General features: G+C 69.4%; 21 protein-coding genes, 1 tRNA gene and 2 pseudogenes. 13 read left to right on the top strand and 11 right to left on the bottom strand.

Features of this window, described 5'->3' with window-relative positions; genetic code table 11:
* Nucleotides 1-262: IS200/IS605 family transposase (gene tnpA / locus ACIRU3_RS40230; protein WP_404067747.1), on the bottom strand; the 262-nt coding region annotated here is incomplete at its 3' end.
* A gap of 132 nt (nt 263-394) precedes the next feature.
* On the opposite strand from tnpA, the gene ACIRU3_RS40225 reads away from it, so the two are divergent.
* Nucleotides 395-985 carry a MerR family transcriptional regulator gene (locus ACIRU3_RS40225; protein ID WP_404067745.1) on the top strand — a complete coding sequence of 197 codons (591 nt, stop codon included), beginning with the start codon at nt 395-397 and terminating at the stop codon, nt 983-985.
* 159 nt (nt 986-1,144) lie between these two features.
* Nucleotides 1,145-1,492, top strand: coding sequence for a peptidase inhibitor family I36 protein (locus ACIRU3_RS40220; RefSeq protein ID WP_404067743.1), 348 nt, complete (start codon nt 1,145-1,147; stop codon nt 1,490-1,492).
* Between the two features lie 206 nt (nt 1,493-1,698).
* Here ACIRU3_RS40220 and ACIRU3_RS40215 read toward each other — a convergent pair.
* The 6 genes from ACIRU3_RS40215 to ACIRU3_RS40190 form a co-directional block, all read right to left on the bottom strand.
* Nucleotides 1,699-1,772: transfer RNA gene (locus tag ACIRU3_RS40215), tRNA-Met, on the bottom strand.
* Between the two features lie 235 nt (nt 1,773-2,007).
* Nucleotides 2,008-3,390 carry a hypothetical protein gene (locus ACIRU3_RS40210; protein ID WP_404067741.1) on the bottom strand — a complete coding sequence of 461 codons (1,383 nt, stop codon included), beginning with the start codon at nt 3,388-3,390 and terminating at the stop codon, nt 2,008-2,010.
* Nucleotides 3,387-4,202: a hypothetical protein gene (locus tag ACIRU3_RS40205; RefSeq protein WP_404067739.1), complete on the bottom strand. Its 816-nt coding sequence runs from the start codon at nt 4,200-4,202 to the stop codon at nt 3,387-3,389. Before ACIRU3_RS40205 ends, ACIRU3_RS40210 begins: the two co-directional genes overlap by 4 nt.
* Complete coding sequence (locus ACIRU3_RS40200) at nt 4,186-4,977, bottom strand: hypothetical protein (RefSeq protein ID WP_404067736.1); 792 nt, start codon at nt 4,975-4,977, stop codon at nt 4,186-4,188. The genes ACIRU3_RS40205 and ACIRU3_RS40200 overlap by 17 nt, the downstream gene beginning before the upstream one ends.
* A gap of 576 nt (nt 4,978-5,553) precedes the next feature.
* Nucleotides 5,554-5,868 carry a hypothetical protein gene (locus ACIRU3_RS40195; protein WP_404067734.1) on the bottom strand — a complete coding sequence of 105 codons (315 nt, stop codon included), beginning with the start codon at nt 5,866-5,868 and terminating at the stop codon, nt 5,554-5,556.
* Nucleotides 5,869-6,128: 260 nt separating this feature from the next.
* Nucleotides 6,129-6,656 carry a hypothetical protein gene (locus ACIRU3_RS40190; protein ID WP_404067731.1) on the bottom strand — a complete coding sequence of 176 codons (528 nt, stop codon included), beginning with the start codon at nt 6,654-6,656 and terminating at the stop codon, nt 6,129-6,131.
* A gap of 1,262 nt (nt 6,657-7,918) precedes the next feature.
* On the opposite strand from ACIRU3_RS40190, the gene ACIRU3_RS40185 reads away from it, so the two are divergent.
* From ACIRU3_RS40185 to ACIRU3_RS40170, 4 genes are all read left to right on the top strand, one after another.
* Nucleotides 7,919-9,346 carry an alkaline phosphatase family protein gene (locus ACIRU3_RS40185; RefSeq protein ID WP_404067728.1) on the top strand — a complete coding sequence of 476 codons (1,428 nt, stop codon included), beginning with the start codon at nt 7,919-7,921 and terminating at the stop codon, nt 9,344-9,346.
* Nucleotides 9,347-9,665: 319 nt separating this feature from the next.
* Nucleotides 9,666-10,376, top strand: a complete 711-nt coding sequence (locus tag ACIRU3_RS40180; protein ID WP_404067726.1) for a response regulator transcription factor — start codon at nt 9,666-9,668, stop codon at nt 10,374-10,376.
* Between the two features lie 5 nt (nt 10,377-10,381).
* Complete coding sequence (locus ACIRU3_RS40175) at nt 10,382-11,815, top strand: sensor histidine kinase (protein ID WP_404067724.1); 1,434 nt, start codon at nt 10,382-10,384, stop codon at nt 11,813-11,815.
* Between the two features lie 54 nt (nt 11,816-11,869).
* Complete coding sequence (locus ACIRU3_RS40170) at nt 11,870-13,858, top strand: glycoside hydrolase (RefSeq protein ID WP_404067721.1); 1,989 nt, start codon at nt 11,870-11,872, stop codon at nt 13,856-13,858.
* A 308-nt stretch (nt 13,859-14,166) separates the two neighbouring features.
* Here ACIRU3_RS40170 and ACIRU3_RS40165 read toward each other — a convergent pair whose 3' ends face one another.
* Nucleotides 14,167-14,967, bottom strand: a complete 801-nt coding sequence (locus ACIRU3_RS40165; RefSeq protein WP_404067718.1) for a carbon-nitrogen family hydrolase — start codon at nt 14,965-14,967, stop codon at nt 14,167-14,169.
* Nucleotides 14,968-15,498: 531 nt separating this feature from the next.
* On the opposite strand from ACIRU3_RS40165, the gene ACIRU3_RS40160 reads away from it, so the two are divergent.
* On the top strand, nt 15,499-16,962 hold the full coding sequence (locus ACIRU3_RS40160; RefSeq protein WP_404067716.1) for a multicopper oxidase family protein: 1,464 nt from the start codon (nt 15,499-15,501) through the stop codon (nt 16,960-16,962).
* A 134-nt stretch (nt 16,963-17,096) separates the two neighbouring features.
* Nucleotides 17,097-17,729 (top strand): hypothetical protein, encoded by a 633-nt coding sequence (locus tag ACIRU3_RS40155; protein ID WP_404067713.1) that lies wholly within the window; start codon nt 17,097-17,099, stop codon nt 17,727-17,729.
* Nucleotides 17,730-17,731: 2 nt separating this feature from the next.
* On the opposite strand, the gene ACIRU3_RS40150 is transcribed toward ACIRU3_RS40155, so the two are convergent.
* Complete coding sequence (locus tag ACIRU3_RS40150) at nt 17,732-18,298, bottom strand: hypothetical protein (RefSeq protein ID WP_404067711.1); 567 nt, start codon at nt 18,296-18,298, stop codon at nt 17,732-17,734.
* Between the two features lie 1,040 nt (nt 18,299-19,338).
* On the opposite strand from ACIRU3_RS40150, the gene ACIRU3_RS40145 reads away from it, so the two are divergent.
* The 3 genes and pseudogenes from ACIRU3_RS40145 to ACIRU3_RS40135 all read left to right on the top strand — a co-directional run.
* Nucleotides 19,339-20,223 (top strand): hypothetical protein, encoded by an 885-nt coding sequence (locus tag ACIRU3_RS40145; protein WP_404067708.1) that lies wholly within the window; start codon nt 19,339-19,341, stop codon nt 20,221-20,223.
* A 179-nt stretch (nt 20,224-20,402) separates the two neighbouring features.
* Nucleotides 20,403-20,497 (top strand): annotated as a pseudogene (locus ACIRU3_RS40140).
* Between the two features lie 261 nt (nt 20,498-20,758).
* A pseudogene (locus ACIRU3_RS40135) lies at nt 20,759-20,971 on the top strand (aminoglycoside phosphotransferase family protein); the annotation flags it as partial.
* Nucleotides 20,972-21,104: 133 nt separating this feature from the next.
* On the opposite strand, the gene ACIRU3_RS40130 reads toward ACIRU3_RS40135, so the two are convergent.
* On the bottom strand, nt 21,105-22,226 hold the full coding sequence (locus ACIRU3_RS40130) for a response regulator (RefSeq protein WP_404067706.1): 1,122 nt from the start codon (nt 22,224-22,226) through the stop codon (nt 21,105-21,107).
* Complete coding sequence (locus tag ACIRU3_RS40125) at nt 22,219-22,449, bottom strand: hypothetical protein (protein WP_404067703.1); 231 nt, start codon at nt 22,447-22,449, stop codon at nt 22,219-22,221. The genes ACIRU3_RS40130 and ACIRU3_RS40125 overlap by 8 nt, the downstream gene beginning before the upstream one ends.
* Before the next feature lie 392 nt (nt 22,450-22,841).
* On the opposite strand from ACIRU3_RS40125, the gene ACIRU3_RS40120 reads away from it, so the two are divergent.
* Both ACIRU3_RS40120 and ACIRU3_RS40115 read left to right on the top strand, forming a co-directional pair.
* Nucleotides 22,842-24,173: a hypothetical protein gene (locus tag ACIRU3_RS40120; RefSeq protein WP_404067700.1), complete on the top strand. Its 1,332-nt coding sequence runs from the start codon at nt 22,842-22,844 to the stop codon at nt 24,171-24,173.
* Nucleotides 24,174-24,381: 208 nt separating this feature from the next.
* Nucleotides 24,382-24,741 (top strand): CU044_2847 family protein, encoded by a 360-nt coding sequence (locus tag ACIRU3_RS40115; protein ID WP_404067697.1) that lies wholly within the window; start codon nt 24,382-24,384, stop codon nt 24,739-24,741.
* The last annotated feature ends 1 nt before the right edge of the window (nt 24,742 follow it).

The following is a 24,742-nucleotide window of genomic DNA, read 5'->3' as shown; positions in this document are numbered from 1 at the left end:
TGAAGCCCTTGAACTGGTTCGCAACGTAGGACGCGGACGCCTTCGGCTCGTGCTTGACGAACAGGTGCACGTGATCGGGCATCACCTCAAGGGCGGTGATCTCCCAGCCCTTGTCTGCGGCCTTGGCCTCGATCAGCTCACGCAGCCGGACCGCGACACGGCCACCGAGGACCCGGCGGCGGTACTTCGGGCACCACACCACGTGCAGTCCCAAGTCGTACACACCGCCGCAGTACCGGCGAACCTTCCGCGTCACAGTCACCACGATCACTATAGAGGTGACACACATCTAGCCAGCTGGGTTCAACGGTGCAGATCCGCGCGCAGAGTTGAGGTCAGAACAGCCCAGAGAAGCGATTCCCCCCACGCGTAAACGCGCGGGTCCCCTCGCTAGATGGCGGATGGAGAGGTGCATCTGCAGTCCGTACTGGCCTACCGCTCGCTCGCGGCAGGTGCGGGGCCGACTGAGGCCAAGAAGATCGTCCGGGCCGTCCACCAGCTCCCCGTCTCGCAGGCACTTGCCCTTCTGGATGCGGCACACGCCCGGCTCGACTCAGAGCGCACAGGCCTGAGGAAGGCCGAGGAAGCGGCCCAGGCGATCTCAGGCGAGCCGATCGAAGACGTACGGCCATCGGACTCGATGAGCGTCTCCGAACTCGCGGCCGCTCTCGGCGTGCTCCCTTCGACACTGCGGCACTGGGATGCGGAGGACCTTGTCGTCCCCGACCGCGATCCAGCGCGAGGAACGCGACGATACACACCCACTCAAGTGCGCGACGCCCGGATCGTTCACCAACTACGCAAAGCCGGTTACCGCATCGCACCCCTTCGAGCCCTCATGCCGGAGCTGCGGCATGCCCGTCGGTCGGAGGAGATCGCCTCCGCGCTGGCCGCCAGAGGAGCCGGCATCGCGGCACGCTCCAGAGCCCTTCTCGACGGTGCCGCCGCCCTCAGTGCCGTGCTGTCGCTTGAAGAACACCGATAGGGCTTCCTGTCGGGCCCGTTCGGGAGATTGCTGAGAGTCTTGATGCCGCACCCGTCCATGTGGTTGTAGTGGGCACGGCATGAGCCGTAGCGTTGCCTCAAGTGATGTACGTGGAAAGCGACTTGACCCGACGGTCCTGAGTGGGAAGAAGTGGTCACCATGTGGCGAAAGACAGCGACCGCTGTCGCCGCGCTGGCGTTGACGTGCGCCGGCGTCGTGTTCTCTCCCCCGGCATCCGCCGCCGAGCCGTGCCGTGCCGGCGGCCTGTGCCTGTACCGCAACACGGGCTTCATCAACATGAAGTTCGTGACCACCAGGCGCAGCACATGCTGGGACCTTGCAGACTACGGACTCGCCAACAACGTCTTTTCCTACCGCAACAACATGCCCGTCTACGCTCACTTCTTCGACGCGAGCGGGGACGAGAACGTCTGGAACATCCGCAACGGTGGTAGCAGCTCGGACAGTTCTTCCTTCTCAGGCGAGCGGTTCGTCTGTACCGACTGACCGGGTGTCGTCCGGCCGTTCACGAGGGCACGACACCGCGGTGTCCGCGAGCGGACGATGACATCGATCAGCCCTGGCTGCTTGGGGCCTGTACGCACAGCCGTCCCCTGGCCGAGCCGCACACGGGGCAGTCCTGATCCTCGGTACCCGGGCGTGCACGGCGCATGACTCGGGCCCGTCGCATCGTGCGACGGGCCCGGTCTTCGTGGCCGAGGCGGGATTTGAACCCGCGACCTCTGGGTTATGAGCCCAGCGAGCTGCCTACCTGCTCCACCCGGCGGCCTCCACTGTAGGACGCCAAGTACGCGCTGTGCGAAAGGTTTTCGGGGGGGGAGACTGCCCTGAGTAACCGGCGCGATCGGAGCCGAAGAGCCGGGTACCGACAGGGAGGCCTCGCGCGGCCGGTGCACATGGACGTCACCCTGAGGCTCGTAGGGGCAGCGGAAACGGTCCCGGAGGCCGTCTCCGCCAGCCACCCGGATCTTTCCCCCTGCAGGTGCGTCGCCGGGAACACGTCATGGACTTGAACTCTCGTCTGCGGTGGCCGACGGCCGGAGGACCGGATCGCGGTCGACCGCGCCGCTGAGCGGCAGCAGGGCGAAGACGAGAACAAGGGCAGGCAGCACCACGGCAGTCGCCCGCACTGTCCAGGGATGCATGCCGAACACCCGGGGTGCAGCCGAGGCGCCCGGACCGGCCACGGGTACCCGGGCGATCCCGCCCGGGCCTCGCCACAGCCGGAGCCACAGTCCCGCCAAGGCCGGCCACACCAGCACCACAGCGACCATGCCCGACCACAGGGGCACGGTGAGCAGGTCCCGGTGCGCCAGCTCCACACTGCTGGCGATCGCGGCGGACGGCGGGTCTCCCAACAGGACCAGAGCGACGGCGGCGAGGCAGGTCGTCAACAGGGCGTACGCCAGCAGGGCCACGGGCCCGGCCGCGGTCAGCAGCATCGGCACCACGGGCCTGTCGGCCCGCTCGACGCACCACCGGCGCAGCCGCATGGGCGGATGGGTCACCTCGGTGAACCACCCCCACCTCCGTCTGCCCGAACGGAGTTCCTCCAGGGCGTCCACCACGGCACGCCGCCCGCTCGCGGCGACCGCGCACCGGTCGGCCGCCAACTCGCTGCACCACAGCGCCAGCACAGGCACCAGTACGACCGTCGCCTTCGAGAGGACCACGACTACCTGGGACCACATCAGAGAGGCGGTCGGCTCGTGCCGTACCCCCAGCCAGACCAGCGGCGCGAGCCCCGAGGCGAGGAACACCAGAGGCCAGGCCTGGATCGCCCGGGTGAACGGGCTGCCCAGACCCGCGATGAGGTGCTCGCCGCTGTCGAGGTGGCCCACCTCGTGGATCAGCAGCACGCGGGCCCGCTCCGGGTTGCGTCGCCACAGCGCGACGAACCCCAGCGAGACGGCGATGCGCCGCTTGCGGCAGCCGGCCGCGTAGACCCGGGCGGGTGGGCTCTTGGCCCACATCGCGACCTTGATGCCCGTTCCCGGCGCGTGGGTCTCCACGAAGTGCCGCAGGGCGGGCAGTCCGTGCTCGGTGCCGCCCACCGATCGGCCGTCGAGGGCGGTCAGGTCGGTGAGGCGGTAGCGCCACGACGTGTACCAGCCCCGGACGTACGGAATCACCACGGTCACCAGCCCAGCGACGAGCACGAGCGAGGGCATGACCTGGCTGACCGTCGTCACCCGCAGCGCCGCGAAGCCCGGGCTCGCGACGATCTCCGCGCTGTAGTTTCCGTCGTCCGTCCACAGGTCCCGGATCTGCGCATGCCACCAGGACACTCCCGAGGGCAGCTGCCAGCCATAGTTGCCCAGCAGCAGCCACAGCCATGGGGGCGGCGCCAGAGGCGCGTCACCGTAGTCGACGCGGGGTGTCATTCGGACCGTCCTTGGGGCCGTCGCAGCCGGGCAGTCAGGCGGCGCAGGCCATTCCAGGGACCGGGGGCGGCTGCTGAGCCGTCGGGGTCGGCGTCGGCGTCGGCGTCGGCGTCGGCGTCGGCGTCGGCGTCGGCGTCGGCGTCGGCGTCGGCGTCGGGTGACGGTACGCCCGCCAGCAGTGCGAGGAAGGCGAGCGCCCCCGCGTCACGGCCGGTGTGCAAGGCGGCAACGGCTTCGGCCGCCGTACGGTCGGCCTGCGGGCCCTGCACACCGCGGGTCCGCAGACGACGCGAGACCTCCGCCACAGCACCGGCCAGCACGGCCAGGTCGCGAACCATGTCCCCGTCAACCGTCGCCGGAGACGTCCCACCGAGCCCGGAAGCACGATCCGGCTCAGGCGTGGGCGCCGGAGCGTGATCGGGCTGCGGGTCGGACGCGGCAACGCCATCGGGCTCCGCGCCGGACTCGGCAGCCGTGCGCGGGCTGTCGTTGCGGCGGTCCCTCAGGGCGAGCAGCAGCGCGGACCCAGAGATGGCGTTCGCCAGGACGGACGAGCCCAAGGCTGCCTTCAACAGCGTGTACGAGGCCGCCAGCGCGTCCCAGAGCGCCGGCAGCACCGCGGCAGCCAGTTCGCCTCCGGTGCCCGCCGGGACCGATGGGGCCTGACGCAGCAGCGCCCGGCGCTTTCGGCCACCCCGCGCGTACAGCCGGGCGGTGTGGCCGGCGAAATCGATCTCGTCCGGTGCGGCGGCCGCGGCGATCCTGTCGGCCCAGACGTCGAGGAGCGGCGCCCCGCTAGGACCATTCGACACGGAAGCTCCTGGTCCCGTCGAGGGAGGTACCGCTGAGCACCAGGGATGCGGAGTTTCCGGTCACGGTCCCCTTCAGGGTCGTACCCACCGCCATCCCGTAGGGATAGTTGGTGTAACCACTGCACTGGAACAGCGGCTTCGGCACGAAGAGGAGGTTGAGTGAGGCGCCCTGGGCAGCGGCCGAATCGGTGAGCCGCCCGGACAGGCTGCCATCGCCGTCGTCCGACAGCGACCAGTACTCGATCTCCACCTTGCGCGCGTCGGTGGTGTCGGTTCCGCTGAGCGCCGAGGTCACTCCGAAGGCCCCCTCGGCGGTCTGGCTGTCGCTGGCCCAGGAGAGATGAAAGGCGTTGCTCTCGGTGCCGACCGGACCATCGATGATCAGCGTCGCCGGAAGGTCGTACGACCGTTCGTCGGCGGCGCAGCCGGGGTCGGCGAAGTCCACGCTGACGTGCGCGGTGCCGGTCCACTGGCCGTTCGGTACGTCCGACGACGACGCATCCGCGTCGGTGGTGCCGGTGTCGGTGTCGTCCCGAGTGACGGTCGGCTCCGGGGCCGTCGTCTTTTCGGCCGTCGTCTGTTCGGCCGTCGGCGTCTCGGTTGTCGCCTCCGTGTCGCTGACACTGGTGGTGGCGCTTGCTGATGCCGTTGTCGGCGAGCCGGTGTCCGGCGGCGCCCCCGACGTGCGGTCCCCACCTCCGCATGCGGTGAGGCCTGTGAGGCAGCCCAGCAGTGCGCCCACACATGTCACGGCCAGATGCCGCCTGTGCTTCAACGCAGTTGATCTTGTTCGTCTTTGACGGAATGTCATCGCATCCCCCGATGCCCCCCAGCACCCGTCTGGTGCACTTCGGGACTATACGGAATACCGAGCGCACTCCAACCCCAAAGAGCGGAAAATCCTACGAATGACGAGGTTTGATCATGTTGTGCCGATTCATTGTGGCCCCTGTCTCCCTCGTCATCGTCATCGTCATCGTCATCGTCAAGGGGCAGGGTGGTTGTTCTGTGGCAGTTCAGTAGCTGCTGAAACTTTCCGATCTTCAGGGGGCGCGCTTCCGCCGGCGTCCGTCCTACGGAAGTCTCGATCTGCTGATCGCAGCTGCCCGGCCCAGGCACGCTGCTCCTCAGCGGCATTGCCGGCTGGGGTGTGAATCCCCGACCGCGACGGTTCTCACCGGACAGGCTGGACCACTGGGACTTGTCCGGGTCCACTCCGCACGCGGCCCGACAGCATCACCGCCGACAGGCGGTACAGCAACGGGCCCTGCGGCACCCACCTGCGTCTCCTCGGCACCGCCACAGCAGCGACTCTTGTCACCTGACTCCGAGCATGATCGCTCGGCCGGGTTCACGGTGTGCCGCCGCCCTTCTGTTTACCACCGCCGAGCTGGCCCACCATCATGACGACGAGGCCGGCCAGGAGAATCGCGCCGCCGATCAGCGTTCCCGTCGGCCGAACCCCGGAATCGCTGACCATAAGCCCGAAGGCCAGCTGCCAGCACAGCGCGAAGGCCACCACCAGCTGACCCCAGCCGTACATCCGCGGGGCGCGAATATGGCGCCGGTTCATGGGGAGCACCCAGCCACGGGTAATCGCCGCAACGCCTGAGGCCGCGATGAGCAAGGCGACCAGGACCAGAGGCACGGCGAGGTACAACTTCATGGTCTCTCCCCTGCGTGCCGAGCCCACGCCCGACGTCGGCGTGATCTTGGCACCAGCTGCATCGCAAGTCCATGACTGTGCAGGCCCCGCGATCGGAGGACACGCTCGCGACCGTACCGGGCGAGGCGAGCAGCGGCGAATGATTTCAGGCCGTCGCCCGGCCGGTCCGCCAGGCGAGGGCGGTAGGCCTTACGACTGACTTTGGGACAGCACTAGCCAATAGCCAAGGGCCAAGACCACTGGCCAATACGACTCGGACCTCAGGGCTCCACGCCCCAGCGTCGCGCGATCGTCTTGAGGCGATCCAGTTCGCGTCGCGCCGCGGTCGGGTTGGCGAGGTCGAGGGCCATCCAGGCGCGGGTGGTGATGTAGAGGACGTCCTGGCGGGTGGCCGCGTCGAGGTCGGGGGCGGCCTCGATACGGCGGCCCGTGACGCTCAGATGGACAGCGATGTGGTCGAGACGGTCCCGCAGGCCCAGAGAGAGTACGTGCGGCAGGGCGTCCTTGGCGTAGTCGCGGACCTGCTGGTCCTCCTCGCAGGGGCGGGGCGGCGAGGGAGCCCAGGGAAGGCCGGCTTCCCGGGCCTCGTCGTACATGTCCGCTATCAAGACACGTGCTGCCGTGGGATCGCCCTCGGCGGCGGCCTCGCGGGCCGACTCCAGCATCTCGCGCAGTCGGGCGCGCACCTGGGGGTCCTCGCCCGTCCGGGCGTCGAGATAGCCGGACCACACATCGAACGCCTTGCTCAACCCGGCGTCCAGCATGACCTTGTACGCGTCCGGCAACACTCCGCCGCCTCTCCCGTTGGGCCGTCCCCGTGTGGACGGCAGCGGTACACGATAGGACGGAAAGTGGGTGGACAGCCTGCGAATTACCTGGGGCCAGCTCCGCCGAAGGCGACTGCTTCGTCGCGGGTGGGGCTCACCATCGTATGAGCCCACCAGCACGCCTCGAGGACATGCAAAGGGCTTCCTACGAGTCAAGGATCAGATGGGCCAACTGCCAGGCAAGGGCGCTGTGCACGAGTATGCAGGCGGACCAGCCGCTCGCAGTCTTCGTGCCGTGCCGGAGAACCTCAGCCCATCCCGCCGCGGTCAATGCCGCCGCCAGACCCCATAGCGTCCAAGAGGCAACGCGCCAGGGCGTTGACAGGTCGGTGACGATCCCGATGATGGCCACGGGTGCGAGGACCAGGAGAGGAATCACCCAGCTGCCCTCAGTTGCTCTTCCGGCAGGCGCCTCAGTCGTGTCCGTCATCGCATGCTCCTTCTGTGCCAGGCCCGCACATCGTGGCGCGGACCGCGCAATTCGGTGTGACTCCCGGTGGTGACTTGGTGGTGACGTGCCACCCGGATGTCGCGGTTCGGCAACCGGAGTGTGCGGCACAGATCTACCGTGCGGACACCCGGCATGAGAACGGGTAAGAGCCATCACACCCGGCCGCGACCAGCGACTTCAGGCGAAAGGGGCTCAATGGAAGTGCAGGCCGGACCGCATCCCTCCTCGCCAACATCGCCAACGGTACCCCGGGTAAAAGGCCAACGGCGAAGCCATCCTCCCCTCCATAGGCGACGACGAGTACGCGGCCAGGTACTTCGCGCACGTGCATCAGATGGCCGTGCTGGCGGCCGAAATGGACAGTGCTCGGTGCGAGTAGCGTTTCACGGGTTCTGTCAGGCGACGCCGGCCTCGCTAGGCGCCTCTTCCCAGCCGCCACCCTTCCCTGGTCTGTCTCACATCGGCGCGGCCCGGCGCGCCTGGGCTGTCCGGTTTCGGTGCGGTGTGCGCCGCCTCCAAGACCGGATGTGTGCAGGAGTCGTGCCCTGATCCCTGCAGCGGCCATCGTTTTCTCAACGTACGGCAACAGCCGTGCAACGCACGGGTGTTGGCGGTCACGGCTTGGCCAACCCCTTTCCGCGCGTTGGCCGCAAGTTCACCGTCCACCCCTGATGCGCCCCGGCGCCCTGGGCGGAGAGTGACGGGCGGCCCGCCTGTACACCCGGGCCGGCCGTCACGCCGAGGAGCTTCTCTCGCTCAAGAAGGGGCATTCATGGCCGAGTTGACACGCCGCAGACTCCTGGGTTCGGCCGCCGGCGCGCTGGGGGGCGCCGCGGCCCTCTCCCTCCTCCCGCCGAGCGTCCAGAAGGCCGTCGCCGCCGAGCCGCCGAGGCTCGGCTCGCTGCGCGACATCGAGCACGTCGTCATGCTGATGCAGGAGAACCGGTCCTTCGACCACTACTTCGGCACCCTTTCCGGGGTCCGCGGCTTCGGCGACCCGCAGGCACTGAAACTCGACAACGGGCGATCCGTCTTCTACCAGCCGGACGCCGTGAACCCGAAGGGCTATCTCCTGCCCTTCCACCTCGACACCCACAAGTCCAGCGCCCAGGCCATCCCGTCGACCAGCCACGCCTGGTCCGTGCAGCACCAGGCGTGGAACGGCGGCAAGATGGACCAGTGGCTGCCCGCCCACCGCAAGGCCGACGGCGTCAACGGCCCCTACGTGATGGGCTACTACACGCGCAAGGACATCCCGTTCCAGTTCGCGCTCGCCGAGACCTTCACCATCTGCGACAACTACTACTGTTCGGTGTTCGGTCCCACCTGGCCCAACCGCCTGATGTGGATGACCGGCTCGATCGACCCGGGCGGCACCAAGGGCGGCCCGATCATCAGCAACATCGCGCCGACGCCGTACCGCTGGACGACGTACGCCGAACGGCTGCAGGCGGCCGGCATCAGCTGGAAGGTGTACCAGCAGGACGACGACTACGGCTGCAACATGCTTGAGCAGTTCGCCACCTTCAGGAACGCACAGCCCGGCTCCGACCTGTACGAGCGCGGCGTACGCCCGCAGCCCGAGGGCACCTTCGAGGACGATGCCCGCAACGACCGGCTGCCGACGGTGAGCTGGATCATGCCGACGAGCTACCAGTCGGAGCACCCCGACTACCTCCCCGCGGCAGGCGCCGACTTCGTGGCCTCGAAGATCGAGGCGATCGCGTCGAACCCGAAGGTGTGGCGCAAGACTGCCTTCATCCTCAACTACGACGAGAACGACGGCCTGTTCGACCACGTGGCCCCGCCGACCGCACCGCCGGGGACCCCGGACGAGTTCATCCAGGGCCTGCCGATCGGTGGTGGCTTCCGCGTGCCTGCCATCATCGTCTCGCCCTGGACCGTGGGTGGTTGGGTCGCGTCGGAGGCCTTCGACCACACGTCCGCCCTGCAGTTCCTGGAGCGGTTCACCGGGGTGGAGGAGCCGAACGTCAGCGACTGGCGGCGCGAGACCTTCGGCGACTTCACGACCGCCTTCCGTTTCCGCGACGCCCGCCCTCGCTCGCCCCGGCTGCCCGACGACACGGCGGAGCAGCTGGAGAAGGCGAAGGAGGAGGTGGCGACGCTGCCGAAGCCGACGCTCCCGGGAGCGGACCAGACCTTCCCGCACCAGGAGAGCGGCCGCCGTCCGCACGTGTGACACCCGAGGGGGCCCGGGCCGCCGTTTGTACCCGGGCCCTCGCCGCGGGCCTGTGAGAGCGCCGCGCGGCTGCGACCGCCCGCAGCAGTAGTTGAGGAGGACGTGACGAGCCCCCTGCTCCGACCTCGTCGGCGCAAGGGGGTCCCCTGCGAGCCCTGGCCGTCTGGATCGCCGTCACCCGGGATCCCGCGCCCGAGGTCAGAAGCACCCCTGCCGCGCCGAGGAGCAGCCCGTACGGCGGCCGTCACGGCGGGGCGCACGACGAGCCGCCGGCGACCTCCGCAGGTCTCCGAGAAGGGCGTTTGGCAGGCTGTCCTGCATGAGTACTGCTGCCGGCCGCACGAGAACGCCGAAGATCCTGGTCGTGGACGACGAGCCCGAGGTTCGGTATGCGGTGGAGGACGGGCTGGCCGTGGAGGGGTACGAGGTCCGCGGAGCGCAGGACGGGCTGGCGGCTCTGGCAGCCGTCACCGCTTGGGAGCCGGACGCCATGGTCGTCGACGTGATGATGCCGGGCATCGACGGGCTCGCCCTGTGCCGCCGCCTCCGGGCTCTGGGCGACCGCACTCCCGTACTCGTACTCACGGCTCTGGGTTCGGTGAGCGAGCGGGTCGACGGCCTGGACGCGGGCGCCGACGACTACCTCGTCAAGCCCTTCGCACTGGATGAACTGCTGGCGCGCATCCGGGCGCTGCTGCGCCGCGCCGAGCCCCTGGGGCCGCACGAGCCGACCGAACTCGCCTTTGCGGATCTCGTGGTGAACCCCGCCACACGGACCGGCCGGCGCGGATCGCGCGCCATCGAGTTCAGCCGCACCGAGTTCTCGCTGCTGGAGCTGTTGCTGCGGCACCCCGGACAGGTTCTGCCGAAGGAGGTGATCCAGGAACGGGTCTGGGGCAGCGACTTCGGCCCCGACTCCAACTCGCCGGCCGTCTACATCGGCTATCTGCGCCGCAAGCTGGAGGCCGCGGGTGAGCCGCGGCTCGTGCACACCGTGCACGGTGTCGGCTACCGGCTGGACCTGCCGTGAGGGGTATGCGACAGCGCTCCGGGCAGGCGACCGGGCGGGCACAGGATCGGTGGCCGCGCCGGCGACCGCTGCGCACCCGGCTGACACTGGCCGCGTCGTTCGCCGTGGCGGTCGTCGTCGTGGGCGTGTGCACGGCCGCCTTCCTGGTCATCCGTCATCAGCTGCTCCAGCAGCTCGATCTGCACCTGACCCAGTCCGCCCGGCTCGCCGCCCAGCGGTACCGGCACGAGCCCCCGGGCGTCGTACAGGGCGAATGCCGGTTCCTCGCCGCCCCGGCCTGTGCCCAGCTTGTCCCCGCCCACGTCGGCGACGACCCGGCCAAGCCCTACCTGCTGCCGGTCACCGGTGCCGGCCGGCAGGTCGCCGCCGGCAGCCGCGCCGCGTACTACAGCGAGGTCCGCCTGTCCGGCCACCGCGCCCGGATGCTCACCACGCCGCTGGGCAAGGGCCGCGCTCTGCAGGTCGCCGTGCGCGCCGACACCGTCGACCGAGGCGTACGGCAGGCCGCCGGACTGCTGGCCGTCGTGGGCGCGGCCGGGGTGCTGCTGGCGGGTGCCCTGGGCTCCTGGGTCTCCCGCACGGGCCTCGCGCCTGTCGGCCGTCTCACCGCCACGGCCGAACGCATCGCCGCCACCCGCGACGCCCGACACCGCATCGAGCTGCCGCCGGGCCGCGCGGGGCGCGAGGACGAGGTCACCCGGCTCGCGACTTCCTTCAACACCATGCTCGACGAGCTGGAGAAGTCCATCACCGCCCAGCGCCGCCTGGTCGCGGACGCCTCCCACGAGCTGCGCACCCCGCTCACCGCCCTGCGCACCAACGCCGAACTGCTCACCCGTTCCGCCCGCCTCACCGACGCCCAGCGTGACCGGGCGAGCACGGCGCTCGGCCGTCAGTTGCGGGAGGTCACCCTTCTGGTCAACGACCTGATCGAGCTGGCCCGTGAGGAGGAACCGGACCCGCTCATCGAGGACGTACCCCTGGCGGCCGTCGTGACCCACGCCGTCGACGCCGCCCGCGACCACTGGCCGTCGATCCCCTTCGACCTCGCCGTGAGTCCCTGCGCACCCACGACCACGGTCGCGGGCGTACCGGCTCGGCTCTCCCGTCTGCTGTCGAGCCTGCTCGACAACGCGGCGAAGTTCAGCCCGCCCGGCCGGCCCGTCGAGGTGACGCTCACCCACTCGGACGGCCACCTGGAGGTGGTCGTCCGTGACCACGGGCCCGGCATCGCCGACGAAGACCTGCCCTATGTCTTCGACCGGTTCTACCGCGCCCGCACTGCACGCGCCCTGCCCGGCTCCGGCCTGGGGTTGGCCATGGCCCGCCAGATCGCCCGCGCACACCACGCCGACCTGGCCGCCGAGCACAACCCCGGCGGCGGCGCACTGTTCCGCCTCCGGATTCCCTCCCAGGGCCCGGGTGCTTCCGGCTCGTGACCCCGCAGGCGGTTCTCACAAACTTCTTATCCGGCAGCACGACAGTGGCCGACCATGGGAACACGGAAGACCAAGAAGACCAGGACGAAGATCGTCGCACTGAGCGGTGCGCTCGCGGTGATCGGCGCGATCGGCACGGCCACCGCATTCGGGACCGGGACGCAGGACCCCCGACGCATCGAAGCGGACGGAAACCGGCTGACCGTCCCCGTCGCCGGTGGACACGCGGTGGTTGATGTCGCGTCGCTGGCCGTGCGGGCCCGCGCCGACGACGGCCGTACCTGGCAGCTCTCCGCCCGCGCGGCCGGCAACCTCGGCCCCGCCGACAGGATCTCGGTGCACGGCGCGAAGGCCACCTGGCGGTACGCGAAGACGGGGCTCATGGTCACCGCGTCCGCACGGGGAGGGCGGCTGGCCATCACCGTGCACGCCGCTCGGAAGACCACCCTGAAGTGGCCGGTGACCGGGACCGAACCCGCCACGCAGGAGCTGCAGATCCCGCGCGGTGAAGGCCTGTCCGTTCCCGTCACCGACCGGTGGTGGAACTCGGCGGCCGGAGGTCTCGCGGGATCGGAAGCGGGTATGGCCGACGGTCTGACCATGCCGTTCTGGGGCATGAGCTTGCCGAGTCGGCACGGCGCGAGCTACATCGCCGAGTCCGACATCGGAACCACATTGAAGTTCGTCTCCGCCCACGGCCGCCTGCACACCGAGACCGAGCACCGGTTCTCGCCACAGGAGTCCACGAACGACTACTCGGTGACCTTCGCGCTCACCGACGGATCGCCGGTGGCCGCGGCCCGTGACTACCGCGCCTGGCTGCAGGACCACGGCGGGATCGGCACCTTGCGCGAGAAGATCGCCCGTAACCCCGAAGTCGGCAAGCTGGTCGGCGCCTTCCACACCTACGCCTGGGGACAGGCACGCACCTCCGAGGGCATACGCCGGCTGCGCGCGCTCGGCATCGATCGCATGTGGATCGGCTACGACGCCGACGGCTCCCCCATGGACCGCGAGGCGACGAACCTGGCCAAGCAGGCCGGCTACCTCGTCGGTCCGTACGACTCCTGGGCCAACGCACAGGATCCCGCGTCGGCAGACACCTCGGTGTCGAAGTGGCCCGCCCCGGTGTGGACGGACGGCTGTGTGCGCGGGGCCGACGGCAAGATCGTCACCGGCTTCGGCGACCGCGGCTGCTACGTCAGCTCCGAGGCACTCCGGCAGGCCGAGCCCCACCGGCACTACCTGACCGACCGTACCCGGGAGATGACCGCGAACGGTGCCACCAGCTACTTCCTCGATGTCGACGCCGCCGGCGAGTTGTTCACCGACCACTCCCCCGCGCACCCGATGCCCCAGGCGCAGGACCGCCGGAACCGGCTCGCCCGGATGGCGTGGCTCTCCGGTGACCGCAAGCTGGTGCTCGGTTCGGAGAGCGCCGGTTCCTGGGCGAATCGCGTGCTGTCCTTCAGCCACGGATCCGGAACACCGGTCGACGACCGGCTCTGGACGCTGGAGCGGGACCGGGCGGCCTGGGGCGGCTACACGCCCTCCGGCGCACCCGCCGTCTTCTTCAAGCCGGTCCAACTCCCGACCGACTTGGCCAAGGCGATGTACGACCCCCGGTACCGGGTGCCGCTGTACCAGACGGTGCTGCACGACTCGGTGATCAGCATGGAGCGCTGGGAGCTGTCGTGGTCGAAGCTGCCCGACCAGAGCCGCGCCCGCGCACTGCTCGCGATGCTGTACAACGTGCCGTTGAACCTGGTCCTCGACCAGTCCGAACTCGATCGCCACGGTCGGCAGATCGCCGAGTTGCAGAAGTACTTCGAGCCGTTGCACAAGGCAGCGGCGACCCGGCCGATGACCGATTTCCGCTGGCTGACTCCCGACCACCTCGTGCAGCGGACGACGTTCGGCGACGGCGTGCTGACCATGACCGCCAACTTCTCCGCGACCTCCCACGACGGTCTTCCCGCCGGATGCGTCGACGCGGTGGTCAAGGGCGGCAAGGTCCGGCGCCTGTGCCCCGAGGGGCTGTGACACCACTGGAGGAATCGTTGCGTCTCCGCTGTGCCCACCGGGGCGCAGGAGGCGTCCCGGTCCGGCGCCGGGCTCCCCGAGAGGCCGCACTCATGACCGGGCGCGTCTCGTGTTCCTGCTCGGTGACGGGGGTGGCCCCTGGATGTGGGGGCACCGGTCCGGGACTGGCCGGCCTGGCCGCCGCCGAGGTGTTGGAGCCCAGGCACGGTGGAGTACCTCGCCGCCTACCCCGGTTCCCAGGTGTGTGCGAAAGCTGTGGCCCCGGCCGAAAGACCCCCGCTCCCACCGGGGCCGGCCGCAGTCCCCGCTCAGCGCCGGTGTGCCGGAACCGGGATGCCCATCACCCGGTCACGCAGGACCGGAAGTTCCTTGCGCACGCGCGCGACCTCGGCGAGGTCCAGGTCGGCGGTGACGATCTCCTCCTCATCGGCCGCCTCGGCCAGCACATCGCCCCAAGGGGTCACGATCATGCTGTGTCCGGCCTGCCGAACCCCGCCGTGCTCGCCGACGGCGACGCAGGCGAGCAGGAAGCACTGCTCCTCGACGGCGCGTGTGCGGGCGAACAGCGTCAGGTGGGCGAGTCGGCCGGCGGGCCAGGCCGCAGGAACGGTCAGTACATCGGCGCCGGCGTCCAACAGCGCCCGGAACAGTTCAGGGAAGCGCAGGTCGTAGCAGGTGGCAAGGCCCAGCGTGGCGGATCCGGTGGGTACGGTGACCACCTGGTCGCCCGCACCCATCAGGGCGGCCTCGCCGGTGTCGAAGCCGTACCGATGGATCTTTCGGTAGAGACCGCGGCGGACGCCGGACGGGTCGAAGACCAGCGCCGTGTTGTACAGCGTGCCGTCCGGACCGCGTTCGACGAGCGTCCCCGCGTGCAGCCAGACCCCGGCCTCCCGGGCCGCGTCGGACATCGCCTGTGCGGTGGGACCGTCGATGGGCTCGGCATCCCGCTCCCAGCTGTCATGGTTCCAGGCGCCGGCGGCCCAGCTCTCGGGCAGGACCACGAGGTCGTCACCGGTCCGGGTACGCACCAGGGCCGCCGCACGGTGCCGCCGGTCGGCGGGGCTCTCGACGGCGTCCACACGGAGTTGGACGAGTGAGGCGCGCATGGGTCCTCCTGTCGCGCCCGCGGGCGGATCGCCGAGGCGCGGCGGGCGCTCATCACCTGCCCCGACACCTCCAGCCTAGGTGTGAGGCCGTGAGCCCGCGGATCGTACGAAGTGGTCTCCGATCCTGTGACCGGGCCGGCGGACCCGACAGGGCTGGAACGCATCGGGCCGGGTCCATGCCCCCGAGACCGACGGGCCGAGGATGCGGGCGGCCGGGCGGCCGGCCCTGTGCGTCCTGAGCACGGAGGGCATGCCGCCTGCTCCCGGGGACCGACCGGACGCGGCGGGCGAGGCGTGACGGCCGCCCGTCAGCGGTGTGGTGATCTGCACGGCCTGCGACCGGCAGACCTGGACAGGACCGAGACATCCGGATTCACCCGGCCGGCAGTGAATTCTGGATTCACTCGGTCGGTCTCCGACATCAACCACTTAAATGCGGGTCATTGAGCAAGAAACGCACCATTCGCTGGGCATGATGGCACGGGCCGCCCCCTGGACCGGTCCGTTTGTCGTTTCCCTCGGAGATTCCGGATGAACAGAAGCCCTTTCGGCGGATGGGCCGCCGCCATGGCACTCCTCGCCGCTCTCGCCCTCGCATCGGGCTGTGCCACAGCAGAGCTGGCGCACGAGCATGCCGCGCCATCGGTCTCGGCCGGCCCTTCCATCTCGCCCTCCCCCGCGCTGACGGCCGCAGCCACCGAAGACCTGCGTGACCCGGCCCAGGTGGTCAGCGAGAACGGCCTGCTCAAGACACGGATCGTGGTGGAGCGGAAGAAGGTCCCGCTGGCGGGCAGACAGCTGTGGGCCCTGACCTACAACGGCCTCTACATGCCACCCACACTGCGTCTGAAGCCCGGTGACCGCATGGAGATCACCTTCGAGAACCGGATCGACAAGCAGACGAATCTCCATGTGCACGGAATGCACGTCTCACCGGGAGGAAACTCCGACAACATTTTCCTGGCCGTCCAGCCGGGCAAGACCTTCACCTACAAGTACCAGTTCCTGAAGAGCCTGGAACCGGGCACCTACTGGTATCACCCGCATCCGCACACCCTGTCCGCCGCACAGACGGCGGGCGGTATGTCGGGCCTCGTCGTCGTCGACGGCCTCGACCGGTACATGCCCCGGCCGTTGCGTGGCATCACCGAACACGTGATCGCTCTGAAGGACTTCCAGATCGTCGCCGACCGGATCAAGACCGACAACCTGAAGATGGGCGCACCGACCACCCGCACCGTGAACGGCCAGCTCAACCCGCGCATCCACATCAAGCCGGGCGAGACACAGCTGTGGCGCATCGCCAATGTGGGGGCCAACATCTTCTACAAGGTAGCGCTGCCCGGCAGCAGGTTCCACGTGGTCGCGCAGGACGGCTACCCGGTCAACAAGGTCTACTCGGCGGACTCCATCGTGATTCCGGCCGGCGCACGCTACGACGTCCTGGTGCAGGGCGGCAAGGCCGGCACCACGGAGCTGATGACGCAGCCCTACAACTCGGGCAAGGCCGGCAACCAGTTCCCGCAGGCCACCCTCGCCACGGTGGACACCTCCGGAGAGGCGGTGCGCCAGGCCACCCTGCCGACGACGTTCGGCCCGGTCGACGACCTGGCCAAGGCGCCGGTCGCGGCCCGCAAGACGATCGTGTTCACCGAGAACTCGGCGGGCACGCAGTTCTACATCAACAAGAAGCAGTTCGACCACAACCGCGTGGACTTCCGGTCGAAGCTCGACACCGTCGAGGAGTGGACGATCCGCAACAACAGCGACGAGGTCCACTCCTTCCACGTCCACACCAATGACTTCCAGGTCATGAGCATCAATGGGAAGCCACAGGTCAACTACGGTTTCCAGGACACCGTCGACGTGCCGGTACGCGGCAACATGGTCGTCCGCACCCGCTTCCTCGACTACTCGGGCAGGACGGTGCTGCACTGCCACATCCTCAATCACGAGGACGAGGGCATGATGGCCGTGCTGCAGATCGACAAGTAGCTGCGGCGGATGCTCCGCCTCAGGCTGCCGGCGAGCAAGGCCGCGACCCGCATCACTCGTCTGGTCGCGGTGCCTCGCAGGCCAAGCGGGCAGCACGGACGATGATCCCAAGATATCCGTCTTGGAGGATCCTCATGCTTCCCCGATCTCGAGTCCCGGCGCGCAGGTCCAGCCGTTGCCGCCTGGCCGCAGCTGCTCTGACGTGCGCGGTTGCAGCCTCTGCGTTGGCCGGATGCGGCAATGGCGACAATGGCACCGGCTCCACGGCAAGCGGAACCCCCACTGCGCCGGACACGTCGTCGTTCTCCGGGACAATGCCGTCCGCACTGGCTTCCTCGGCTTCCGCGGCCATCTCCTCCGCTCATGCCTCGGCCTCCGCAGCAGCTTCCTCGGCATCCGCACGCGCCTCGGAGTTCGAAGCGTCGGTGTCGGCCGAGAGCGCTCGCAGGACAGCAGCGGCTCAGCAGGAACTCAAGGACGTCAAGGGAAGCGGAAACGCACTCTCCGAGGTCGGCATGACGGGGATGCCCATGGCGCAGACCGGGGGCGTCCTCGCTGTCTTGGTGACCATCACCAACAAGACGAGCAGCACGGCGTCCTACGCCGTCCAGATCGACTTCGAGGATGCCGACCATCATGTCGTGGAGACGAGATACACCGGCGCGGAAAATCTCAAACCCGGCAAGAAGGAACAGCCCATCGTGTTCAGCCATGAGCCCTCCGAGCCACGGCTGACCCCTCGTCTGGCCAAAGCCCAGCGCTACTGACCTCATGACCGCACTCGACGCTCCGTGACCGTCGGATCCGTCCCCGTCCCCGTCCCCGTCTCCGTCTCCGACCGTGCCGGGCGGCGCGGCCGGCGAAGCAGCACGGTCGCGCAGGCCAGCCCGGCCGCGGTGAGCACGACACAGGCCGTGAACGCGGCCTGGTAGCCCGCGGTCATCGCCGCGAGCCGACCGGAACCGTGAGTGGCGGAGACGGCGACGGAGCTGACGACGGCGACTCCGAAGGCGCCGATCTGGAAAGCCGCGGTGTTGATGCCGGAGGCCACCCCGGACTCCCGCTCGGCAACACCGGTGAGAGCGGCGATGGAGCCCGCGACCGCGCAGGCGCCGAGGCCGGGTCCGAAGACGAGCAGCCCCGGGAGCAGGTCGCGGACGAAGCCGCCGCCGTCCACGGGTACTCCGGCCAGCAGCCCGCTGCCCGCCCCGACCAGCGCCAGACCGCCCGCGGCCACCGGGCGCGCACCGATCCGAGTGACCAGGGCCTGTCCGGCGGAGCCGAGAACGGCCGTGACGGGCCCGCCGATCAGCAGGGCGGCCGGCAGCCGTGACACCGAAGCCACCACTGCCGGACCAGACGGCCAGGGCCTTGTTCCGTTCGTGGCCCTCTTCGAAGGTGGCCAGCAGGACAGACAGCGCGGTGGGCGCCATGACGGCGGCCGAGACGCCCTGCACGGCGCGCGCGGCAATCAGGCGACCGCCGTCCACGCCAAGCCGCGCAGCAGGGAGGACACGCCGAACAGCAGCGTGCCGGCCATGAACACGCGGCGACGGCCGAGCAGGTCGGCGTGCGTCCGCCGAGGAGCAGCAGCCCGCCGCAGCTGAGCAGATAACCACTCATGACCCATTGCTCACGGCTCGACGAGAAGCCGAGGCCGTCGGCGATGGAGGGCAGGGCGAGGACGACGATCTGGGCGTCCAGGATCACCATGAACCCGACCACGCAGAGCAGGGCCAGGGCATGCCAGCGGCGCGGGTCCAGGGTCGTGACAGGGGTGTTCATCGGTCAGCCTCTGGGGCGCGGGCACGCAGAGCCGGACATCCGGGCGCCTGGTCCGCCGGCACGGGCCGGGCTGAGCGGCGCGGGGCGGCGTGACCCCTCGGGTGCCGGGCGGGCGGAACGCCTGTGGAACGGCAGCGGCTGGGCGCGGAGTTTCCCGGCGCTGCGGTTGAGCGCGAGAGCGGTCATCGGAGCCTCCGGTCTCGGTGAGGTGCTGTCACCCCACCGACGAACGGCGCCTATGCGGTCGACACTCCGCGAGGCGCTTTCCCAGGAACCTGCGCTCGGCGTCGTTCTCGACAAGTTCCAGGGCCCGCTCGTATGCCACGGCCGCCTCCCGCGCGCGTCCCATGCGACGCAGCAGGTCGGCCCGGGTGACGGGCAGCAGGTGGTAGCCGGCCGGGCGCCCAGTGTGGCCGTCTCGGTCTGCCGCTCCTGCTGGTGCCCGGAATGTTGGGGTCGCGCACGCAATGGCCGTGGTCCGTCTCTGGTCTGTCCCGGGGGCGTAACCGGGTGAGGGGCCCCGGGAGCCGGCCCCGTACCTCGTGGCGAAGGCTCCGGGGGGCCGGAGCGTGACTACGCGAGGAGAGCCCGATGTTCAACAAGCGCTTGGGAATGATCGCCGCTGCCGTTACCGCCGGCGGCCTGCTGCTCACCGCCTGCAACGGTGACGGCGACACGACGGGCGCCCCGGCCGTCAGCAGCTCCGCCGCCGGCGAGCGGGCCGGCACGGCGCAGGACCTCGACTTCCTCAGTGGTACGGCGCAGCAGCACAAGGCCCCGGCCAAGACCGGGGACTGGGCCAACGGGCCCGGCGGGCCGGCCACACAGCCGGCCGCGAAGAAGTGGATCCAGCTCAGCGCCGCCAGGGCGGGGAACCTGAACCCGGTCGTGGTCAACGGCGCGGGCTTTACGCTCTACCGTTTCGACAAGGACACCGCGAACCCCTCGAAGTCCACCTGCAACGGCGAGTGCGCCACCACGTGGCCGCCCGTCGTAGTGGCACCCGGAGGCAAGATCTTCCTCGACGGAGCGAAGAAGTCGGACGTCGGTATCGTCAAGCGGGACGACGGCAACCTCCAGGTCACGATCGGCGGTTGGCCCGTCTACCGCTTCAGCAAGGACCTCAAGCCCGGTGACACCAAGGGGCAGGGAGTCGGCGGCACCTGGTTCGGCGTGACGCCGAACGGTCAGAAGGCGGGCGGCGGACAGGACGGCGGCAGCCCGGCCGGAGAGCCCGCCACGAGTGTCGTCCTCTCCGAGGAGAAGAATTTCGGCGACCCGTCCGAGGGCCTCGCCGGCACCGGCTGCCAGAACGTCGCCCGCGACGACCTCGCCTCGTCCCTGCAGGCCGAAGGCTCCCTGAAGATCTGGACCGAGAAGAACTGCAAGGGCACGTCCAAGGTCGTGAGCGGCAACGTCGCCGACCTGTCCACCATCGGTTTCGACGACGAGATCTCGTCGGTCTTCCTCGGCTGAACGCACGCAGCAGATGCCGCGGCTCCCGCCAGGGGCCGCGGCAAGGCCCGCGGCAGGCCCAGTTCGAGGAAGCATCGTCCGAAGCGGACCGCATCAGAGGTCCATCAGGCCGCCGTCAGGAGGCCCTGGCAGGGTTGTTCACGTGAACGGCGCGGGACACCACCTGGGGCCGGGAACAGGGAGAGGTGCCCGGAGCGGTTGATCGGGGACCAGCGAGTACGCCTCACGGTCGGGCCCCTCAGGGCCCACGCAGGTTCGAATCCTGCCCTCTCCGCAGGCATGGTGAAGCGGGGCCCGCTGCGTCAGGCGGCGGGGCCGCTGATGCTCTCCCGAGTCGGGCGGCCTCGACTGCAGACAGAACAAACCGATCGCCTCCGCGTCGACTCTCTCGTAAGGTGCGCGGGTTGTCGTGGCGGAGGGGCGGTTCGGAGCGTGGCACCCAGGGCAGTGACGCGGGGGCAGCTGGAGGGTGCGGCGAGGGCCGCGCTGGGTGGCGGGCGGCGGCTTACGGCGGTCGAACGGGTCGCGGGCGGTCGTTTTTCTGCGGATCCGCCTGCACGACGCCTACCGGCCGCTCGGGACGGAAGGACTGGACGAGGACCGGCTTGCGCTCTACATGCTGGCACAGCGGCTCTCGCTGACGGCGGGTCCGCTACGGCTGCTCGACGGGGACTTCCCGGACCGGGCCGTCATGGCGAGCATCGCCGAGTACAACCTGAGCAAGGCGCTGGAACTGGTCCGCGCCTGAACGCCTCCTGGTGTCGCCGGGGCAGCCGCCGGCCACGCTGAACTCATCGGAGCCGAAGCGCTGCGTGCTGACGCCTTCAGTCAGTTCCCGACCCGGCCGCCCGCAGCACACCTACCCCCTCTCCCCCCTTGATTCAGGCGCCCGAGCTGTCCAGAGCCGACGCCCTACCACTGGGGGTTCGCAGCGCCATGCGTCGCTCGATGTGGATCTGGGTGAAGACCGCGACCTTCGCCCGCAGGGCCCATGGGTCGAAGGGCTTGGTGATGTAGTCGACTCCGCCGACGAGGTATCCCTGGTTGGAGTGCACCGGATCGGCGCCCATGGCGGTCAGGAAGATGATCGGGACGTCCCGGTTGCGGTGGCGGCGCTTGATCTGGGCAGCCGTCTCGTAGCCGTCCATGTCCGGCATCTGTACATCCATGATGATGACGGCGAAGTCGTCGTTGTCCAGCAGGGCTTTCAGGGCTTCCCTCCCGGAGGAGACCGTGACGAGGCGCTGGTCCAGAGTGTCGAGGACCGCGGTGATCGCCAGGAGATTGTCGGGCTGATCGTCGACGATGAGGATCTTCGGCATGCTGGCGTCCGGCGCTGTCGGCAGGGCGGTCGGACGTTCCAGGGCTTCGAGCTGCCGTTCCAGCAGCTGGCAGCGGTCCTCGGCAGCTGCGCGTTCCTCCCGCGTCGTCCGTAATTCCTCACCGAGCCTGGTGACTTGCTGCTGGAGCACGTCGCGTTCCTCGAGCAGTTGGGGAACATTGGGATGGGCGGCGGCCAGTTCGTCCGCGCGGCCCCGTTCCGCCTTCCAGTCCGATTCCAACTGTGAGAGGCGTACCTCCAGGTCGTGAATGCGGTTCGTGCGCTCCAGCAGAGCATCACCCAAGACGTCTCCCTGGACGCTGGAACGTCGGGATCTGCGGTCGGCGTCCGCCAGTTGTTCCTCGAGGACCTCCATCGCATGGTGCTGCGAGGATCCGGCGTCGGTCGCGGCCCGGTACAGCTCCCGGACCAGCTCCACGGCCTCGGGCGTCACAGCGGTGCCACGGTGCTCTCCGAGATCGGCCAGCAGCGCCCTCACGACCTTCCACGGGGGCAGCCGGGTGCCGTTGAGGTACCTCGAGAGTGTGCCGGGGTCCCACTGCCGGCGCGCCGCGTACCGGCGTACCGAGACCCCCAGCCCCTCGAACAACTCCCTGAGTGCCTGAGCCAGAGCACGCGAAGCTTCGGGAAGGTCGTTTCCGAGTGGCCGCAATTCACCCACGTTCCTCTCCTTCCGCCTCGGCGTGTCCGCAACTGCTCACGCCGTCGCCCGCAATCAGACGGTTGAAGAACGGCACAGCCAGACCGGCGGTGGCCAGCCCGGCGAGCACACTGCGGGAAGGTCCCTCGCCCGCCGTCCATGCCAGCACCGTCGCAACGCCCCCGCTGAGCACGGCGAGGAGAAGCACGAGAGCTGCCCTGGCCGTCAACAAGGGCCGTTCCATAGGGGTCTCCGTCCACTCGGCCCCTGGTCGTACGGCCAGGGAAGCCCGTCACCCGCGCGGCGGATTGCCGTCCGGGTGACACACAGCATGGAGTGTCACGAGCCCGTTGCGCACCGTGATCCGAAGTGCAGCACCCGCGCTCGGATGTTGCATTCCTCGCCGTCGTCGGAGAACGGGGTGTTCGTCCAGGTCACGGCAGTTCACCGCAAAATCGTTGCCGGTTGCGTTGCGCGCAACGTGGGCATCCGCAGACTTTCGGACGACCCGGGCGTCGCTCCCGGACCCGGTAGGCGCCGGAGAGCCGTCGGTGATGCGCGCTACGGTGGCCGCGGAGCCGGAACACCAGCCCGGTGTGCGCCAACGCACGTGTCCCGTAGGCCGCTTGGAGTGAAGTGCCCCGTCATCTCGATCCCGAGGTCGCCAAGGCAAACATGATCGCCAAGGGGATCTGGCCCATATCGGTGTGGCCGTTCAACGACAAGCCGTGGCTGAGCGTCTGCACGGAGTGCGGCAAGTTCGTCAGGCCGATCTACCGCAACGTGATGCGGCCCGGCCGCGGCGGCTGTGACCCGTGCGGGCGTGCCCGGGCGGCTTCACGACGCAGGGTTCCGGCGGACGTGGCCCTCGAAGAGATGCGCGCCGCCGGGGTGGAGCCCCTGGAGGAGTATCCCGGAGTGGACACTCCCTGGAGGAGCCGCTGCCTCAGCGCCCTGTGCCCCGGCCTGTGGGAGGGTGATCCGGCCGAGATCAGACCGCGTCTGGCGGACGCTCGCCGCAGCAAGGGCTCGGCATGCAGGTACTGCGCCCGCATCGCCATCCGGCCCGAACGCGCGGCATACGAGATGATCCGGCACGGCGTCGAGCCCCGGGAGCCGTACCAGAAGGCCAGTAGTCCCTGGCCCTGCACCTGCCTGAACTGCAAGGCGGATGACATCACCCCCACCTACGCCAACGTGGTCCTTACTGGGCAGGGAGGGTGCAAGCATTGCGGCGGGCGGATGCGCGTGCCCGAGGAGCAGGCCGTCAGCGAAATGCTCGCGGTCGGCGCCCTACCGCTCGAACCGTACAGGGGGGTCAATCAGCGCTGGCGCAGCCGATGCCTGGCTGCCGAGTGCCCCGGCCCACGGGACCGCACCATCCATCCCCGGCTCACCTGGGTGCGGCGCGGCGCACAGGCCTGCAAATGGTGCGCCGGCGTCGTGATCGCCGGGGACATCGCGCACGACATCATGGTCGAAGCCGGACTGCAGCCGCTGGAGTCGTATCCGGGGGTGCGCGAGCGCTGGAAGTGCCAGTGTGTGAATCCGGCCTGCCGCGCCGTCGTCTCCCCCACCTTGGGCAGCGTGAACAGTCGTGGCACGGGCTGTTCCGAGTGCGCCGAGTACGGCTTCAAACGAGAGCGGCCGGCCATGGTGTACCTGCTCCGCCACGAGGGCCTGCGGGCGGCGAAGGTCGGAATCTGCAACCTGGGCACCGGCCGGATCGACAAGCACCGGAGCCGGGGCTGGCAGTTGCACGCCACCCTCGCCTTCGAAGTCGGCCGCGACGCCGAGCGGTTGGAACGAGAGGTCCTCGCCGAGTGGCGGGCACAGGACTGGAAGCCGGTCCGCGACGGGAACCACGCCTACGACGGCTGGACCGAGACGACACCCGTCACACCCGACGTCCCCATCGAAGCGCTCTGGGACGGCATCGTGCAACTGCGGAGCCTGCTGGCCTCATAGCCCCAAGAAACAGCCAGTTCCACCAGCATCGGGTGGCGTTGACGAATCCCCGTACGTGCCTATCCTGTCACGGCATTCCGTGCGACATCGAGCAGGTGTACCACGGCAGCGACGTCTCGCGGGGCGAGCTTCGTCCAACTGCAGGCCGTCGACGCCGCATCTGCCCGTTACGGCTCCGCGGCACTCGAAGGTGTGGCAGCGTGTACGCATGGCAGGTCGCATGCTTCCGGTTCGCGTCGGCGATGTCGAACTCCTCGTGGAGACAGTCCCGGTGGCCGGGTCGGAATCCACATCCCGGCTCTCGGACGCAGGGGACCGTGTCGTCGACGCGTTCGATCGGGCGCGCGACGCGGTCGTCGAGATCGCGTCGTCCGCCGCCATTGCCGTCCACCGACTGGGGCAGCGTGCGGCGCGGCCGGAGTCGCTGGAGGTGGAGTTCGGCCTGAAGTTCTCGGCTCAGGGGAACGTCGTGGTGGCGGGGGCGTCGAGTGAGGCGTCATTGCTGGTCCGGGTCGTTTATCGATCCTCCCTGTCAGACACGGAGGTGCCCCCGGGAGGGGCCGACTAGC

Source organism: Streptomyces sp. NPDC101151, assembly GCF_044768335.1.
GTDB lineage: Bacteria > Actinomycetota > Actinomycetes > Streptomycetales > Streptomycetaceae > Streptomyces.
The sequence above is the reverse complement of the archived record's forward strand: the minus strand, read 5'-3'. Positions and strand labels throughout refer to the sequence as shown.

Bases quoted from the DNA above. Each gene is read 5' to 3' on its own strand.
- ACIRU3_RS40180 (WP_404067726.1), top strand. From the start codon at position 9,666: ATGAGTACTGCTGCCGGCCGCACGAGAACGCCGAAGATCCTGGTCGTG.
- ACIRU3_RS40170 (WP_404067721.1), top strand. From the start codon at position 11,870: ATGGGAACACGGAAGACCAAGAAGACCAGGACGAAGATCGTCGCACTG.
- ACIRU3_RS40155 (WP_404067713.1), top strand. From the start codon at position 17,097: ATGCTTCCCCGATCTCGAGTCCCGGCGCGCAGGTCCAGCCGTTGCCGC.
- ACIRU3_RS40175 (WP_404067724.1), top strand. From the start codon at position 10,382: ATGCGACAGCGCTCCGGGCAGGCGACCGGGCGGGCACAGGATCGGTGG.
- ACIRU3_RS40225 (WP_404067745.1), top strand. From the start codon at position 395: ATGGCGGATGGAGAGGTGCATCTGCAGTCCGTACTGGCCTACCGCTCG.
- ACIRU3_RS40195 (WP_404067734.1), bottom strand. From the start codon at position 5,868: ATGAAGTTGTACCTCGCCGTGCCTCTGGTCCTGGTCGCCTTGCTCATC.
- ACIRU3_RS40210 (WP_404067741.1), bottom strand. From the start codon at position 3,390: ATGACACCCCGCGTCGACTACGGTGACGCGCCTCTGGCGCCGCCCCCA.
- ACIRU3_RS40220 (WP_404067743.1), top strand. From the start codon at position 1,145: ATGTGGCGAAAGACAGCGACCGCTGTCGCCGCGCTGGCGTTGACGTGC.
- ACIRU3_RS40115 (WP_404067697.1), top strand. From the start codon at position 24,382: ATGGCAGGTCGCATGCTTCCGGTTCGCGTCGGCGATGTCGAACTCCTC.
- ACIRU3_RS40145 (WP_404067708.1), top strand. From the start codon at position 19,339: ATGTTCAACAAGCGCTTGGGAATGATCGCCGCTGCCGTTACCGCCGGC.
- ACIRU3_RS40160 (WP_404067716.1), top strand. From the start codon at position 15,499: ATGAACAGAAGCCCTTTCGGCGGATGGGCCGCCGCCATGGCACTCCTC.
- ACIRU3_RS40125 (WP_404067703.1), bottom strand. From the start codon at position 22,449: ATGGAACGGCCCTTGTTGACGGCCAGGGCAGCTCTCGTGCTTCTCCTC.
- ACIRU3_RS40185 (WP_404067728.1), top strand. From the start codon at position 7,919: ATGGCCGAGTTGACACGCCGCAGACTCCTGGGTTCGGCCGCCGGCGCG.
- ACIRU3_RS40165 (WP_404067718.1), bottom strand. From the start codon at position 14,967: ATGCGCGCCTCACTCGTCCAACTCCGTGTGGACGCCGTCGAGAGCCCC.